The sequence below is a fragment of the Neobacillus bataviensis LMG 21833 genome (assembly GCF_000307875.1).
Classification (GTDB): domain Bacteria; phylum Bacillota; class Bacilli; order Bacillales; family Cytobacillaceae; genus Neobacillus; species Neobacillus bataviensis.
Genome location: NZ_AJLS01000038.1, coordinates 22,616 through 38,282 on the forward strand (window position 1 = coordinate 22,616; position 15,667 = coordinate 38,282).

17 protein-coding genes and 2 pseudogenes are annotated in these 15,667 nt (G+C 37.0%); 12 read left to right on the forward strand and 7 right to left on the reverse strand.

Translation table 11 applies throughout. The features are described 5' to 3' along the window. Positions 1-5: 5 nt before the first annotated feature. Positions 6-311, reverse strand: a pseudogene (locus BABA_RS05155) (cupin domain-containing protein); the annotation flags it as partial. A gap of 286 nt (positions 312-597) precedes the next feature. Continuing rightward, a pseudogene (locus BABA_RS05160) lies at positions 598-1,052 on the reverse strand (MerR family transcriptional regulator). 54 nt (positions 1,053-1,106) lie between these two features. On the opposite strand from BABA_RS05160, the gene BABA_RS27185 reads away from it, so the two are divergent. Continuing rightward, on the forward strand, positions 1,107-1,226 hold the full coding sequence (locus tag BABA_RS27185; RefSeq protein ID WP_235749588.1) for a zinc-binding dehydrogenase: 120 nt from the start codon (positions 1,107-1,109) through the stop codon (positions 1,224-1,226). A 78-nt stretch (positions 1,227-1,304) separates the two neighbouring features. On the opposite strand, the gene BABA_RS05165 is transcribed toward BABA_RS27185, so the two are convergent. Beyond that, positions 1,305-2,174, reverse strand: a complete 870-nt coding sequence (locus tag BABA_RS05165) for a LysR family transcriptional regulator (RefSeq protein WP_040345366.1) — start codon at positions 2,172-2,174, stop codon at positions 1,305-1,307. 214 nt (positions 2,175-2,388) lie between these two features. On the opposite strand from BABA_RS05165, the gene BABA_RS05170 reads away from it, so the two are divergent. From BABA_RS05170 to wrbA, 11 genes are all read left to right on the forward strand, one after another. Beyond that, positions 2,389-3,276, forward strand: coding sequence for a DMT family transporter (locus BABA_RS05170; protein ID WP_007084082.1), 888 nt, complete (start codon positions 2,389-2,391; stop codon positions 3,274-3,276). 57 nt (positions 3,277-3,333) lie between these two features. Continuing rightward, positions 3,334-4,131 (forward strand): pyrroline-5-carboxylate reductase, encoded by a 798-nt coding sequence (gene proC, locus BABA_RS05175; RefSeq protein WP_007084083.1) that lies wholly within the window; start codon positions 3,334-3,336, stop codon positions 4,129-4,131. Positions 4,132-4,345: 214 nt separating this feature from the next. Further along, positions 4,346-4,612, forward strand: a complete 267-nt coding sequence (locus tag BABA_RS26370) for a DapH/DapD/GlmU-related protein (protein WP_476703714.1) — start codon at positions 4,346-4,348, stop codon at positions 4,610-4,612. 520 nt (positions 4,613-5,132) lie between these two features. Continuing rightward, positions 5,133-5,558 (forward strand): MarR family winged helix-turn-helix transcriptional regulator, encoded by a 426-nt coding sequence (locus BABA_RS05190; protein WP_007084086.1) that lies wholly within the window; start codon positions 5,133-5,135, stop codon positions 5,556-5,558. Between the two features lie 59 nt (positions 5,559-5,617). After that, complete coding sequence (locus BABA_RS05195) at positions 5,618-6,016, forward strand: DoxX family protein (RefSeq protein ID WP_007084087.1); 399 nt, start codon at positions 5,618-5,620, stop codon at positions 6,014-6,016. 129 nt (positions 6,017-6,145) lie between these two features. After that, complete coding sequence (locus tag BABA_RS05200) at positions 6,146-7,084, forward strand: ring-cleaving dioxygenase (protein ID WP_007084088.1); 939 nt, start codon at positions 6,146-6,148, stop codon at positions 7,082-7,084. Positions 7,085-7,107: 23 nt separating this feature from the next. Continuing rightward, positions 7,108-7,716 carry a flavin reductase family protein gene (locus BABA_RS05205; protein WP_007084089.1) on the forward strand — a complete coding sequence of 203 codons (609 nt, stop codon included), beginning with the start codon at positions 7,108-7,110 and terminating at the stop codon, positions 7,714-7,716. 25 nt (positions 7,717-7,741) lie between these two features. Continuing rightward, positions 7,742-8,353, forward strand: coding sequence for an alpha/beta hydrolase (locus BABA_RS05210; RefSeq protein WP_007084090.1), 612 nt, complete (start codon positions 7,742-7,744; stop codon positions 8,351-8,353). Between the two features lie 157 nt (positions 8,354-8,510). Beyond that, positions 8,511-10,832 carry a M20/M25/M40 family metallo-hydrolase gene (locus tag BABA_RS05215; RefSeq protein ID WP_007084091.1) on the forward strand — a complete coding sequence of 774 codons (2,322 nt, stop codon included), beginning with the start codon at positions 8,511-8,513 and terminating at the stop codon, positions 10,830-10,832. A gap of 544 nt (positions 10,833-11,376) precedes the next feature. Continuing rightward, positions 11,377-11,544: a hypothetical protein gene (locus tag BABA_RS05220; protein WP_007084092.1), complete on the forward strand. Its 168-nt coding sequence runs from the start codon at positions 11,377-11,379 to the stop codon at positions 11,542-11,544. 47 nt (positions 11,545-11,591) lie between these two features. After that, positions 11,592-12,257, forward strand: coding sequence for an NAD(P)H:quinone oxidoreductase (wrbA, locus tag BABA_RS05225; RefSeq protein WP_040345354.1), 666 nt, complete (start codon positions 11,592-11,594; stop codon positions 12,255-12,257). A gap of 68 nt (positions 12,258-12,325) precedes the next feature. Here wrbA and BABA_RS05230 read toward each other — a convergent pair whose 3' ends face one another. From BABA_RS05230 to BABA_RS05245, 4 genes are all read right to left on the reverse strand, one after another. Then, a complete protein-coding gene (locus BABA_RS05230; RefSeq protein WP_007084094.1) occupies positions 12,326-12,751 on the reverse strand; it encodes a threonine/serine exporter family protein in 426 nt (141 codons plus the stop codon). A 19-nt stretch (positions 12,752-12,770) separates the two neighbouring features. Beyond that, positions 12,771-13,523, reverse strand: a complete 753-nt coding sequence (locus BABA_RS05235; RefSeq protein WP_007084095.1) for a threonine/serine exporter family protein — start codon at positions 13,521-13,523, stop codon at positions 12,771-12,773. A gap of 448 nt (positions 13,524-13,971) precedes the next feature. Next, the gene (locus tag BABA_RS05240; protein WP_007084096.1) at positions 13,972-14,736 is read right to left on the reverse strand and encodes a hydrolase; all 765 of its coding nucleotides are present in this window, start codon (positions 14,734-14,736) and stop codon (positions 13,972-13,974) included. Between the two features lie 350 nt (positions 14,737-15,086). Next, positions 15,087-15,422, reverse strand: coding sequence for a 2Fe-2S iron-sulfur cluster-binding protein (locus BABA_RS05245; protein ID WP_007084097.1), 336 nt, complete (start codon positions 15,420-15,422; stop codon positions 15,087-15,089). Between the last annotated feature and the right edge of the window lie 245 nt (positions 15,423-15,667).

The window sequence follows — 15,667 nt, forward strand, 5'->3', positions numbered from 1 at the left end:
TCATTTTATAGATTGCTGTACCATTCATCATCGACAGGTTCCAACCATACTGGGGTACCTGCAGTGATTGCAATATGTTCAAACCAGCTATCTTTTGTAGCACCATGCCAGTGTTTTACACCATCATGAGTAACAATAACATCACCAGCCTTTAAGAATTGAGCAGGTTTTCCTTCTTCTTGGTACCAACCTTCGCCACCAGTGACTAATAAAAATTGGAATCCACCACGATGAATATGCCAGTTATTTCTGCATCCTGGTTCAAAAGTTACATTTCCAACACCAACATTCACTTTGGGGTCAGCAATTAATGTTCAAGTTCATTAGCCGCTAAAGCATGTTTGATAAATAGGCGGAGAAATTTCTCTTAATTAGGAAATAACACTGAAAATCGAATCAATAGACGGGAAATTTCCGACTATTGATTCGAAAAAAGTGAAAATGGGTAATTTTCCTTTGCTTAATCGGAAAACTTCCGCTTATATACCCCGACCCGAGCCCATTCTGGTGTTTAACCGGAAAATCTCCGCTTGCTTTAAATATCACTGGTTACATAATTAATAACAGCAAAGAGTCCAGACATACTATTAGTAATTATTAATGAGTAATCGGCATTTCACCTTTTGCCAAAGGACAGGACGTATTTGGCATTTTATCATTGTCCCAATTGTCCGGATTGGTATCATCGGGAATCACTCCGTTTAGAATGTCACGGTAATGTTTTTCTTTATTCGTAATAAATTCTGCCATTATTTTAGCTTCCTCTAGTTGAGCAAGGACTAGCTCTTTTTGCTTCTGTATCATTTCATAACGTTCCGCAATGGTTGATTCTCCTTCTAAACAAAGGTCTACATATTTTTTAATGTCTTCCACTGACATACCACTTTTCTTTAATCTTTTTGCACCTGTAAGCCAGTGTATGGAGACGTCATTAAACATACGATTATTATTTTGTCACGCTGTAAACTTGGTACTAATCCCTTATCCGTATAGAAGCGAACGGTGTGTTCAGTTAGATCAAGTAGTTTCGCAACGTCTTTCACAGTGTACATGTAAGTCCCTCCATGCTTTAGTCTGTATAAAGTTAAAATAAATTAATTGACTTCGTGTTACTCGAAGGTGTTTTAGACAAAACCTTTTCGTTGGAGGAAGCAACCGATGCACTACTGAGAATGGAAAAGGGAGAAAACTTAGGGAAAATCGTTTTGACCATTCCACAAGATTAACGAATACCCAGTTAAAAAATTAAATAATGCTTCAAGCAGGCTGTCGTGTGTGTTTTAAATTTTGTTCATCATACTCATTCACTCTCTGTTCCTATATGATAAATATTCTAAAAATTTTTTGGACGCAAGGGAAAGTGATTTTTGATCCCTCATAGCAACTCCAATATTTCTAAAAGCAGGAACTTCAAGCTCTTTCGCTATAATTTTGTGAGGAATACGCTGTAATATCAATTCGGGTAATATACTGATTCCTAGCCCATTTTCCACCATAGACATAATGGCATAGTCATCCCATGTTGTAAAATTAACATGCGGTGAAATATGGTGTTTCTCGAAAATCTCAGAGATTTCTGCTTTTGCCCCTTTTTCCAACAGCATAAACGGACTGTTCAGTAAGCTGTTGATGGGGAATTTTTCGCAATTAGCAAGTGGATGATTTTGTGGAATCACTACCAGCAACCGGTCTTGTTCTAAAAAGATTGTTTCAAGTTCTGCCTTTGACGGCAGCCGCAAAAATCCAAAGTCAACACGCCCATTTAGGATCCAACTCTCAATTTCTGTATAATCACCAAGCAGAAATTCAAAATCTATCATGGGGTAATCCTTCTTGAAAATTTTAACAATGTTAGGGAGCCAATGAGATGCTACGCTGGAAAATGTCCCAATACGAATCATCCCAGATTCCAAATTATTTAATTCCTCGATCTGCTTCATTAAGATTTCATACTCATTGCAAATTCGCTTTAATTGGGGCAGTAACTTTAAGCCATCCAAGGTTAAATTGATACCGGCACGTCCCCTTTCAAAAAGAAAAATCCCCCATTCCTTTTCTAAATCGTTAATCATACGGCTAATCCCAGACTGTGAATAGTCTAATATTTCGGCAGCTTTTGTAAAACTACCGTATTCTACTGCTTTGACAAATGCCATATATTTTTGGATATTCATATCTCTTTCCTCGCCCCATCTGATTTTGTCATACATATCATGATAAACATTCGTTTTTGTAATGTATGTAATCATGATATATTTTTACTATTAATTATTCAAGTTAGGAAAGGAATAGGTGTAGAACGATGTTTTTTGTGAGTGATATTTTTGAAAAACTAAAAACGGATTAAGAATCTGCGAAATAAGTTTCGTGGATTCGTAGGAGTAGATGATGAAATCAAAAATTCAGTTTATATTATCAATGATGATTTTCGGTACGATTGGTATAATTGTTCGATATATTGATTTATCTTCGAGCGAAAGAGCTTTACTAAGTAGTTTCATAGGGTGCTTATTTTTATTGTTAATATTCTTCATGATGAAGAAAAGAATATCATGGAATTTAATTAAATCTAATGCATTAATTTTGATTCTTTCAGGTATTGCATTAGGAGGAAATTGGATTTTTCTTTATCAATCGTATGACCATACGACAATTGCCAATGCAACGCTAGGTTATTACTTTGCACCTGTATTTGTGATGATTCTTTCTCCATTTGTACTTCGGGAACAATTATCCATCAAGAAAATGGTGTGTATTGGTGTTGCGATTATAGGGATGTTACTGATTGTAGGAGAAGGCGTGAGAGCATCCAGCTCAGACGATCTTCTTGGACTGTCCTTCGGATTGATTGCAGCTGCATTTTATGCTGCGTTATTACTTCTAAATAAATTTATTAAAGATATAGGAAAGTTAGAGCTGACCATCATTCAGCTTGGAACAACCACTTTACTTCTTATGCCATATGTTTTCTTGACTTCCGGTTTTGGTATTTTTGGAGCATCAAGCTCTTCCATTCCTTTTATTTTAATTTTAGGGATTATCAATACAGGGATTGGGTTCTGGTTATTTTTCTCTGGTATGGAAGGATTAAAGGGTCAAAGTATTGCTATGCTAAGTTATGTGGATCCATTTGTAGCTATATTGATTTCTGCAATTATCCTGCAAGAACAAATGACAATTGTTCAAATGCTTGGTGGTATACTGCTATTAGGCTCTACATTTGTTAGTGAAACAAGATTTCCGAAAGACTACAGAATTAGAGTGACCTACCCCTAATCGGGCAAACTATCCTGATGAAGGCAGCATATACAACACAGAAAAAGGTGAACAACAATGAGTATCAATAAAAAACATGTATTATTTATCGGGGCAGGGCGAATGGCCCAAGCCTTGATTAAAGGACTAGACAAAAATGAATTTGCCATTCTTGTTGGCAACAATGGAAATGAACAGCGGCTACGTGATATAAAAGAAACCTTTAATGTGGAAATTACCACTCACTGGTCACAAGAGATACACAAGATGGATATCATTATTCTTGCCCTGCCACCAGAGTCTCATGAAGACATTCTCGCAAAATTATCTGAAACCATTAGTGGACAAATAGTCATTACGGTAGCTGCCGGAATTGATCCAACTTACCTTGAATCAAGGCTTCCTAAAGGGACACCTGTAGCTTGGGTTATGCCTAATACAGCGGCTAAGTTAGGTAAATCAATGACTTTATATGCACTCGGTCAACACGTAAACCAAGAACTACAAGAGTGGATTGAGGGATTAATTTGTGGTATTGGTGAATTTGAAAAAGTGACAGAGCAGCAAATTCATGAGCTGACCGCTGTAACTTCAAGTGCCCCTGCATTTATCTATCGGGTAGCGGAAGCACTCGAAAAAATAACATTAAGGTCAGGTGTCAGTAAAGCTCAAGCAAGAAAGCTAGTAGCCAACATGATTGCCGGCTCTGCAGAAATGCTAAAAACAAATGTGGCCCCTGCTGAACTTGCAGGTGAGGTAGCAACTCCTGGCGGTTCAACAGCCGCTGGTTTAGAGGTACTAGACACAAATCATTTGGACGACTTATTGATTAACGCCATTGAAGCATGTCGCCAAAAAGCAATGGTGCAAGAGTAAGCAGACATTAAATTTAGTCTAAAATAGACTCTTGTAAATTCTTTAGCGTTTCTAACAAATCTTTATATTTTTCCTTCCCAATACCCTGTTCAGCTTTTTCTTGTATTCGCAGCCAAATAGGCGTTGCTTCATCTAATTTGACAAGACCTAGATTGGTTATCGAAATAGACTTTGTTCTTGAATCATTTTCATCTTTTGTAATGTTAACGTTAGTTTGTATACACCCAATCATGCAATTGATGCAGATGAGCGTAAAGCAGGGTATGAGCGTTCTTTACCAATTAACATAGGGGATAATGTTTGGATAGGTGGTTCCGTTACGATTATTCCAGGAGTGACTATTGGTGATAATAGCATTATTGGGGCTGGGAGTGTTGTAACAAAAGATATACCTTCAAATGTTATTGCAGCAGGTTTGCCATGCAAGATTATCAGACCAATAACTGAAAAAGATAAAATTGGATTAGCAAACGTAAAATAAGCGGATATTTTCCGGTTAAATGCAGAATAGAGCTCGTTTCGGGGTAAATAAGGGGAGATTTTCCGATTATGCAAAACAAAATCTCCCCTTTTTGCAATTTTCGAGTAAATAGACGGAATTTCTCCGTCTATTTAAGCCCTTTTTTATTAAAAAATACTAAATAGACGAAATTTTTCCGTCTATTTAGCAGCTCAGGTGCTAAACCTGATCACCAACCGATAAGTGCGGATCCATACCGGAGATGTTGTAGCGGTATCCACTCAAAGGAAAACCTGGAACAACAAATTATTAATGAAGAAATAAAAAAACGGAAAGTTAGTGGATTTTCCGAAGGGATGGCTTGTGGGGTTGATGGATGTTAAATAGAAAAAAAAGAGTTGGAGTATACGGCAGAAGAACTTCTGTCTCCTATTCCTACCCTTTATTAATATAAAAGTATTGACATAAAAATTAATAAGTTGTATTATTATCTCATATTCAAGATATTTTAATTAAGGATATATGTTGGGAGGTGAAATAAATGAACAGAAAATGCACAAATTTGCCCTTTCTTTTGTTGATGCAAACATCTAAAGCAGTTCAGGAGAAAATGAAGTTGGAGATGGCAAAAAACAACCTTAGCATTACAGAGTTTTCTGTTCTAGAGGTGCTTTATAACAAAGGTAAACAAACCATACAGCAAATCGGTCACAGAATATTAATTTCTAGTGGTTCTATGACGTATGTTATTGATAGATTGGAACAGAAAGGCTTGTTAACTCGAAGTGCTTGTCCAGATGATCGTAGAGCAATACATGTAAATTTAACTGATGAAGGTATCCACTTGATGGAGCATATCATGCCAAAACATCAAGGATGGGTTGATAACATGTTTAGTTCTTTAACTACTGAGGAGTCTGAAATATTCGTTAAACTTTTGAAAAAGATAAATAATAAAAAAGAGTAATGATTTTTTTTGAACTAATATCTCGAATTCAAGACAAAACATTTAGGAGGATATTTAAAATGATAAATCTTGGTCTGTTAATTATTCGATTGGTAATTGGTGTTTTATTTATTGGTCACGGTGCTCAAAAGTTATTTGGCTGGTTTGGCGGGTATGGTTTAAAAGGTACCGGAGGCTGGTTTGATTCTATTGGTATAAAACCAGGTGTAACAATGGCTCTTTTCGCTGGATTAGCAGAACTTATTGGGGGAGTTTTGTTTGCGTTAGGATTATTGACCCCACTTGCAGGAATCTTGATTGCTGGGACGATGGTTATGGCTATTGTGAAAGTGCATGCAGCAAACGGAATTTGGTCAACTTCAAATGGATATGAATATAACCTTACATTACTTGCTGTTGCGATTGGGATAGCTTTAATTGGCCCAGGTAGATATGCTTTAGATGCATTTTTATTCTAATATATCCTAGTTTAGAGATTCTTGGAATAAGTCAAATAGTATGAGGTTTTAAATCCCGTAATAAGAACAAAATAAGGTATTATGTTCTGATAGATAGGTGGATTTAACATTATAAAGGGGTGGACAGTAATGAGTAAAAAAACAATGGGTATTCACCATATCACTGCAATCGTTGGACATCCACAGGAAAATGTAGATTTTTATGCTGGTGTATTAGGATTACGAATGGTAAAACAAACGGTCAATTTTGATGACCCAGGTACGTATCACCTTTATTTTGGTAATGAAGGTGGAAAGCCAGGAACAATTATTACCTTCTTTCCTTGGGCAGGGGCTCGCCAAGGAATTATTGGAGACGGTCAAGTAGGGGTTACTTCTTATGTAGTTCCGAAAGGGGCCATGGAATTTTGGGAAAATAGACTAGAAAAGTTCAACATTCCATTTACTAAAATGGAACGCTTTGGAGAACAATTTTTAGAATTTGATGACCCTCACGGTCTTCACTTGGAAATTGTTGAAAGGGAAGAAGGGCAAGTCAATAATTGGACTTTCGGCGATGTAACAGCGGAGGTTGCAATAAAAGGCTTTGGCGGAGCAACTCTATTATCGACCCAGCCTAAAAAAACGGCTGAATTGCTAGAAAAAGTAATGGGACTCGAATTAGTCGGTAATGAAGGTGATTACGCTCGTTATCGTTCTACTGCGGATATCGGAAATGTTATTGACGTTAAATTAACCCCTATTGGCCGTGGGAAAATGGGTGTGGGTACAGTACACCACATTGCATGGCGAGCTATCGATGATGAAGATCAATTGGATTGGCAAAAATACGTTGCATCCGAAGGGTATGGGGTTACCCCTGTACAAGATAGAAATTACTTTAACGCAATTTACTTTAGAGAGCATGGGGAAATTCTATTTGAAATTGCTACTGACCCTCCTGGATTTGCTCATGATGAATCTCAAGAGACAATGGGTGAAAAATTGATGCTGCCTGCGCAGTATGAATCTCATAGAGAACAAATTGAACAAGGTTTGCTGCCATTTGAAGTAAGAGTCCTAGACTGATTTTACGAAAGGGAATGATTTCTTTGCTTTCGATTGATCCTGCCTCAATGTCTGAAAGAGAAAATTATAAATTTTTAATAGGTAGTATCATACCTAGACCAATTGCTTTTGTCACAACGATGTCAAAAGACGGCGTTTTGAACGGTGCGCCATTTAGTTATTTTAACATCGTATCATCCAATCCCCCGATGATATCATTATCTATTCAACGGTCAGCTGGGAGACAAAAGGATACAGCGAGAAACATCATCGAGTCTAAGGAATTTGTGGTCCATATCATTGATGATCAAAATGTTGAAAAAATTAATAAAACAGCTGCAAGTCTTCCTCCTCAACAGAGCGAAATTGAGTTAGCTAATTTAACTCCAGTAAACAGTGTAAAGATTGCAGTACCAGGTATAAAGGAAGCGAAAATTCGAATGGAATGTACATTAGAGCATTCTTTGGAATTGGGAGGTTTAGATTCGCCTGGGTGTGATTTTATTATAGGAAAAGTTGTTCAATTTCATATTGAAGATGATATTTATGAAAATGGAAGAATCGACCCTAGTGGCTTAGCTGCAGTAAGTCGATTGGCTGGAAATAATTACGCTAAAATAGGTGAAATTTTTGAAATAGAACGACCTAAATAGGTTGTGTTCTGGAAGGAGATCAATAATGAAACATATATTTAATAAGGGACAAGATCCAACAAAACCGACATTATTATTGCTTCATGGTACGGGCGGCAATGAATTAGACCTGCTGCCACTTGCAGGAATGATCGATGCTGAGGCAAATGTTTTAAGCGTTCGTGGGAATGTGTTAGAAAATGGCATGCCTCGATTCTTCAGAAGATTAGCTGAAGGTGTGTTTGATGAAGAGGACCTAATCTTTCGCACAAAAGAATTAAATGAGTTTCTTGATGAAGCAGCAGAAAAGTATGAGTTCAATCGTGATAATATGATTGCAGTAGGTTACTCAAATGGCGCGAATATCGCTGCGAGCTTATTATTTCACTATCAAAACGCACTAAAGGGTGCAATTCTTCATCACCCTATGGTACCTAGAAAGGGAATTGATCTCCCTGATTTGGCAGGAAAGTCTGTGTTCATTGCTGCCGGGACAAATGATCCGATTTGCTCGCCATTGGAATCGGCCGAACTACAAAAGTTATTAGAAAATGTAAATGCAAAGGTAGAACTTCATTGGGAAAATAGAGGTCATCAATTAACGAGGGAAGAAGTCCAAGCCGCGGCAACGTGGTATCAAAAAGTAATTATCAAATAAAGATTTCAAAGGAATAATGTTTTAGGGTCAATGTCCCATCTTTTTATTAAAAAAGGGGATATTGACCCTTTTTTTGAAATATATGTATCCTAAACTTTATTTAACAGTATATACTTATTTTGGTAGATGTAACTTTTAAAATAAAGGGGAGGATTAGTTGGAAATCATACCATCTGCCCAGGTAGAGCCACAATCTCGTAAAAGCGTAAAGAAATCTGTACTTGTATTCATTATTCTTGCAGCCATTATTTTAGGAACAATTCTCTTAAGTTTATTACAGCTGCAATCTCCAAAGGTGATCCCGGCTGATCAGGCAGCAAAAACATTTTCTGCTGACAGTGCCTTCTCCTATTTAGAGGGGTTTACTGTGGCCCCGCATCCTCTTGGATCAAAAGAACATGATAATGTTCGAGATTACTTGGTTACAACCTTAAAAGAATTAGGAGTTAACCCTGAGATTCAAAAGGCAAATTCTCTTTATACTCGCCCAGCTTACATATCGGGAGGTACAGTTGAGAATATTGTAGGTAAAATCGAAGGAACAAATTCCAAGAAAGCCATTATGTTAGTTGCCCATTATGATTCTGTACCGGGTGGGCCTGGTGCAGCAGATGACGGGGCTGGAGTTGCGGCCATTATAGAGACTGTAAGAGTACTAAAGGAAATGAAACCGCTTCAAAGTGATGTAATTATTCTGTTAACAGATGGTGAAGAGAATGGCTTACTTGGGTCAAAGGCATTTACCGAAGAACATCTATGGGTAAAGGATGTAGGATTAGTGTTAAACTTTGAGGCACGTGGGAATGAAGGCCCAGCTTTTATGTTTGAAACGAGTGACAACAATAGTTGGCTTGTAAACGAGTTTGTTCAAGCCGCTCCTACACCAGTTGCCCATTCATTTATTTATAGCCTCTATAAACTTATGCCAAATGATACGGATCTCACTGTATTTAAAGCAGCGGGTCTTAATGGGTTAAACTTTGCCTTTGGTGAGGGACTTGGTCATTATCATACAACAAGCGATAACCCTGGAGAGCTTAGTAAAAATAGTCTCCAGCACCATGGTGAATATATGTTAAGTCTTGTTCGTCATTTTGGGGACTTAGACCTGACGCAAACGGGGAAGGGTAATACGTTATTTTTTAATATATTGGGTACGAACATGATTACCTATTCGGAAGATCTTGTTATTCCATTCATGCTTTTTGCCGTAGTTCTATTTGTATTAACCATCATCCACGGGGCTAGACGGAAGAAACTATCACTTCGTGGTACGCTTGCCGGATTGCTTATTATGCTTGGTGGATCGATTGGGTCGTTTGTTATTGGATTGGGTCTTTGGAGTCTATTAACAGCTATTCTTTCTGAGAAGGAGTGGTTAATGGGGTCTGACAGTTTAATTGGAACCACCTACTTGATTAGTTTTTCCTTGATGATCTTCGCCTATTTAAGTTTTCTTTATAAAATGGCTAACAAAAAAGTAATGGTTGGCAGCTTAGCAATGGGTGCCTTACTCATGTGGCTACTTCTTGCCGTGGCAGCAAGTCTGTTTCTAAAAGCAGGCAGCTATGTTCTCGTCTGGCCGTTAATATTTGGGTTGCTGGGGGAAAATATCTTCTTTCGGTTAAAAGAAAATTCATGGGCCGGATACCTTGTTACAGCCGTTTTTGCTATTCCAGGGCTCCTGCTGTTTTCACCAGTGGTCTACCTCATTTATATACTTGCCTCCATGAAGCTTGCAAGTGCACTTATGGTCTTTGTCTTCCTTGGTGGGGCATTGTTAATACCGATATTTAGCACATTAAAAATAAAATCAAATGGGGTAATTCCAGCTATACTGTTAGGAGTTGGATTACTAGTCATGGTTATAAACAGCATTAATCTACTGAACATGCCGACAGAGAAACATCCAAAAGCAAGTGATATTACTTATTTCATGGATGCCGATACACAAAAAGCCTTTTGGGCTGCGAGACAACCGTTAGATGAATATACAGCCATTTATATTAATAAGGATGTCAAGGAAGGCAATACATCTACGTTCTTCCCTATATTAAACTGGGATGTTACGTATGCTAAGGCTGATGTATATAACGTTGACGGGCCAAGTATGACGGTTTTGTCTGATAGGACGGAAAACGATAAACGGATGATTGAATACCAAGTAAAAACGAACCGCCAAGCAGAAGAAATTGTTGTTCAGTCTTTGTCGTCAATGAACATTTCAAGCCTGCTCATCAACGGTAAAGATGTTGAATTAAACAAAACGAAATTTACAAAAAAGGCGCCATTACTATTTGCGTACATTGCAGGCCAAACAGGAGAGTTAAATGTAAAAGTAACTATAGATGCTAACGATACGATGGAGTGGATTGTTGCGGATCGTTCTTACAGTATCCCTGAGACAAAAGGAGAGCGTTCACCAAAATTTAGTACCTATGGGGATAATTCGTTTATCATGAAGACCATTCGTGATTGATTTCCATTATTAAAAGAGTTATATAATAGGGCAGTCTCCCATTCGTTAAAGCAACGGGGGACTGCCCCTTTTTTAGTTTTTTTATATAGGATAGGGAATAGTAAATGGAAAGTTAAGTAAACTATTGGTTGTAATGATTTGGATATTGAACACTTACTAAGGATTTCATTTTTATGACAATGAGACTTTTTTTGGGATTAAAATTATCTCGAATTAAAAATTCCTGCATCTAGGATCAAGAGGGTCAGCACTTATCGGTTGGGGGATCAGATTAAGCACCCGGTTGATAAATAGACGGAAAAATTCCGCTTAATCAGTAATTATTATTAAGAAAGGCTTAAATAGACGAAGAGATTCCGCTTATTGACTTGAAGAATTCAAAAATGGTGGATTTTCCTTTGCATAACCGGAAAACCTCCCCTTATTTTCCCCAAAACGAGCTCTATTCTGCATTTAACCGGAAACTCTCCGCTTATTTACTTTTGCTGGTTAATCGATTAAGGACAAGGCATCTTATTTAAAAGGGAGTGAGAATCCAAGAGAAGTGAAACTTGCGGTTGGTTTATTAGGAAATGGTCAAATGGCTGGATATGAGTTAGATTTAGCATTTTTAGCAATTGCAGTTTATCTTGTAACCAATGGGAGCAAACTATTATCAGTTAGCCAATTGATTTTCCAAAAAGATTCAAATGAGTTCAAAAGAGTTGCTTAATAAATGAATGTAGATTTAAAAGGAAAAACATAATAGGGGGTGTAATAATGGGGTTCTTATCCAAATTATTTGGAAATTCATCTGATAAGGGGACAGAAAAAATGACAAATGTAAAATTAGCAGTAATTTATTACAGCATGGGTGGAACAAACTATCAACTAGCAAAGTGGGCAGAAGAAGGTGCGAAAGAAGCTGGTGCAGAAGTAAAAGTATTAAAAGTTCCTGAACTAGCTCCACAATCTGCAATTGAAGGAAATCCTGTTTGGAAATCACATGTTGAAGCAACTAAAGATGTACCAGAAGTGAAATTAGACGACTTAGAATGGGCTGATGCCATTATTTTCAGTGTACCAACTCGCTTTGGTAATATGCCAGCACAAATGAAACAATTCCTAGATACAACTGGCGGTCTTTGGTTTAATGGAAAACTGATGAATAAGGTTGTAAGTGCTATGACTTCAGCACAAAATCCTCATGGCGGTCAAGAGGCAACCATTTTATCACTTTATACATCTATGTATCACTGGGGTGCAATTGTCGCTGCTCCTGGTTATACTGACCCCGTTACATTTGGTGCAGGTGGTAACCCATACGGAACAAGTGTTACCGTTGGTCAAGATGGGAAAATGATTGAAGATGTACAGGCAGCGGTTAAACATCAAGCGAAACGTACAGTTACAGTTGCTGAATGGGTTAAAAAAGCAAATCAATAAATAATAAGAAGCTAATCGAAACTTTCGATTAGCTTTTCATGTCTTTAGATATGGATCCTGCTATGATTTTAGGCCTTTCTTATTTTTAAGATTTGGGTGAGGGCTTCGGATAACACAAGCCCAACAGCAATTGCGCCAGATGTCATTAATGCTTTCGCGGCAAACTGAATAGCTAAGTCATAATGATTTTCAACAAAGTTTCTTGTTGCATTATACGCTAAACCACCAGGAACTAGGGGTATTATTCCTGAGATGGTAAATATTATAGTCGGCGTTTTATAAATCTTTGCAAATATTTGACTAATTACAGCAAGAAAAAATGTTGCAGATAAAGTGGCCAAGACTGCATCAATGTTATTGTTATTCAGCAAAATAAGTAAAAGTCTACCTATCATACCAACCAAGCAACATTGTAATAAAGAATTAAGTGGAACATTAAAAATTACTGCAAATGCTCCTGAAACAATAAAGTTTGTTAAAATCTGTACTATCATTTTGATAATTCCTTTCACATTAAAAAAGTGAAAAAACGATTGCGATGCCTGAGGAAATTGCAAATGCGGTTAAGGATGCTTCGGCACCTTTTGATAAGCCGGATACGAGGTGTCCTGCCATTAAATCCCTTACCGCATTGGTAATTAGAAGACCTGGGACCAGAGGCATCACTGAAGAAATGATAATATTTGATAGATCATGGCCAACACCAATGTGTATAAAAAAATATGACATTAGTCCAATTAAAAGAGACGCTAAAAATTCCGCAAAGAACTTTATATTCAGTAATCGGTCAAGATATATTAGGCATGTAAAACCTGCCCCTCCTATAATGAATGAAGACAAAAAGTCATTCCATCCGCCATTAAACATAATTAAGGAAAAGCCGCTTGCTATAGAAGCTGAAGCAATGGTTATAAACATGGGATACTCAGGATTTCCTTCTTCAATTTGTCTTAAAGTTTTGTAAGCTTCTTCTGCTGAGATATTACCCTTACTAATGCTTCTAGAAATATTGTTTACTATGATAACTTTGTTTAAATTCGTTGTGCGTTTGGTTATTCTTAGCAATTTTGTTTTCTCAGCGCCATGTAAAGAAAATATAATTCCGGTCGGAGTAACATAGCATTGGGGATCATTGCCACCGAAAGACCTAGCCATCCGCATCATAGTATCTTCCACTCGATAGGTCTCAGCCCCACTTTGTAACATAATTTTTCCAGCTAGTAAACATACTTCATCAATTTTATTCGTTTCTTTCCTATAATACATCGTTCTTCTCTCCAATGGTAAAGTAAGTGCCTTCTTAAGGTGTCCAATACGCAAATGAAATGTTCAATGCTAATGAAGGTAAATAATTGAAAAGAACATTAAATTTTGACGAGTAAGTGCCTGATGCCAATAACTAGAAGATTGGTTTAAGTTTTTACTAATTTGTATTCCTTAATCGGGATATCAATTATAAGTGAAGGAAATAATAGGCGGGGGAAAAATGGGAATTAACAAGTAAGGAGAAAAAGCAACTGGAGGGAATATTGACGTAACTCTAAAGGTTGTTGAATAATACGGAGTCGGTAGTATGATCCATTTTTATACATAAAAGAAAAGGAGACAATTGCAGAATGGGTAAAAAAAGCAGATCAATAATTTTTTAATAAAAAACTAATCGGAACTTCGATTAGTTTTTGTATTTTTAGATATAAGATTTTTTAATACAAAACTAATATTGGTCTTCAGCAAAATGATTAATCCCTGTTCTTCTGTAATGAGTCCCAAACATCTCATTAGCATATATAACTCCTAATCCGTAAGCACCTCCGTGCTGCTTAACAATATCGAGTGTCCCATTGTAGGTTTCTTTAAGAGCCCAATCACGTTGTAACTCTAGCAAATATTGCAGCCAAGTAATTGGGGTTGCTCCAGCTTGTGTCATACGTATAACCGCCATATCGTGGGCCTCTTTAGTTACTCCACCTGAGGCATCCGAAACAAAATATACTTCATACCCATCGGAGATAGCACTCAGAACCGGTTCAAGCAAACACACCTCTGTCCAAAGACCGGCGATGACTATTTTTTGTTTTCCATATTCATTGATTTGTCTTACTACTCTTGGATCCTCCCATGAGTTCATCGTAGTCCGATCAATAGGTTGCTGATCAGGAAAGACTGATTGGATTTCCGATAATATTTTTCCGCTGAAAGTTGCTGCGGCTATTGTTGTCAATATAGTAGGGATACTGAATAATTTCGCGGTTTTTGATAATCCGGCGATATTGTTGCGTAAGTCTGCAATATCATGTGATTGGACTGAAAAAATCATTTGCGGTTGATGGTCGGTTAAAATCAGAATATGATTAGTCGGAGTAAGCAAATACTGGGAATTACGCCCTGTTGTGGTACTCTTTGAACTTATAGGGACTGGGGAAGGAATACCATAAAACTGGTTTCTACAAATTGGGCACCAATAAACAACAGGATTCATGTTAATACCCCCATAATTTTTGGGATTAATAAAATTAAATTCATCAAAGTATATGCATAAAAACAATAGGGAGTGAATTTCTCTTGCTAATATATATTCTATCACCCAATTTCGGACATGTTTATCCTCAAATAAATGGTAATACTAAGTAAAATAATTACAGTTAAAGGAGCGAATTTATGTCAAAACACACAAAAAAATGGCGTTCTTCCTGGCTATGTTTTATGGCTCATAATCAATTGAACAAACTAATTAAAATTAAAATAACCACTCAAAACGGTAGAGTGGTTGAGCAGTTCATATGTGGAATTCGATTTGGACTATAATCATTTAATAAATTGCAGCTAAATTTAGTCCGCTGGTCTTGGACCGGCAGCAAGACCAGTGGTTTCTACTGTCATAATGGGACGAACAGTAATATCTCCATTCACAAGGATTTGACAAGATAAACGCAGACAATCATCAATGAACTGATCCTCTAATCCTTTATCCGCAAAGGCCATTTTTTCTTTGTTTGTTACATCAAGATAATTACCTGCCAATATCTCTACTCTGCAAGTTGTACATTTTGCTTGTCCCCCGCAGTGATGAAGAATATTGATGCCATTATCCTCTAATGCTAATACTAGCTTTTTTCCAATTTCCACTTCAACAGTGCCACGACCTGTTACAGTTATATAGGGCATTTTTATTCCACCTTATTAAAAAACCATTTGAATACACAACACCAGTGGTTACTGTTTCCACCTAAAACATAATATTTATTTTTGGATAAATATACCTATTTATACCTTATTATTTCATTCTTCCTAATTTATATCCGTAAACATGAAGATATTTTTATTTTTAGATTAAGCTGTTTATACCACTGGGCTGCAGCTTCTACTTCTTCAATCTTCCTTTGTACTTCTCAAATAATACCATTCAAGCA

What these genes read in the sequence shown, in the direction of transcription:
- BABA_RS05165 (WP_040345366.1), bottom strand. Translation starts at nt 2,174, where the DNA reads ATGAATATCCAAAAATATATGGCATTTGTCAAAGCAGTAGAATACGGT.
- BABA_RS05170 (WP_007084082.1), top strand. Translation starts at nt 2,389, where the DNA reads ATGAAATCAAAAATTCAGTTTATATTATCAATGATGATTTTCGGTACG.
- proC (WP_007084083.1), top strand. Translation starts at nt 3,334, where the DNA reads ATGAGTATCAATAAAAAACATGTATTATTTATCGGGGCAGGGCGAATG.
- BABA_RS05190 (WP_007084086.1), top strand. Translation starts at nt 5,133, where the DNA reads ATGAACAGAAAATGCACAAATTTGCCCTTTCTTTTGTTGATGCAAACA.
- BABA_RS05195 (WP_007084087.1), top strand. Translation starts at nt 5,618, where the DNA reads ATGATAAATCTTGGTCTGTTAATTATTCGATTGGTAATTGGTGTTTTA.
- BABA_RS05200 (WP_007084088.1), top strand. Translation starts at nt 6,146, where the DNA reads ATGAGTAAAAAAACAATGGGTATTCACCATATCACTGCAATCGTTGGA.
- BABA_RS05210 (WP_007084090.1), top strand. Translation starts at nt 7,742, where the DNA reads ATGAAACATATATTTAATAAGGGACAAGATCCAACAAAACCGACATTA.
- wrbA (WP_040345354.1), top strand. Translation starts at nt 11,592, where the DNA reads ATGGGGTTCTTATCCAAATTATTTGGAAATTCATCTGATAAGGGGACA.
- BABA_RS05230 (WP_007084094.1), bottom strand. Translation starts at nt 12,751, where the DNA reads ATGATAGTACAGATTTTAACAAACTTTATTGTTTCAGGAGCATTTGCA.
- BABA_RS05235 (WP_007084095.1), bottom strand. Translation starts at nt 13,523, where the DNA reads ATGTATTATAGGAAAGAAACGAATAAAATTGATGAAGTATGTTTACTA.
- BABA_RS05240 (WP_007084096.1), bottom strand. Translation starts at nt 14,736, where the DNA reads ATGAATCCTGTTGTTTATTGGTGCCCAATTTGTAGAAACCAGTTTTAT.
- BABA_RS05245 (WP_007084097.1), bottom strand. Translation starts at nt 15,422, where the DNA reads ATGCCCTATATAACTGTAACAGGTCGTGGCACTGTTGAAGTGGAAATT.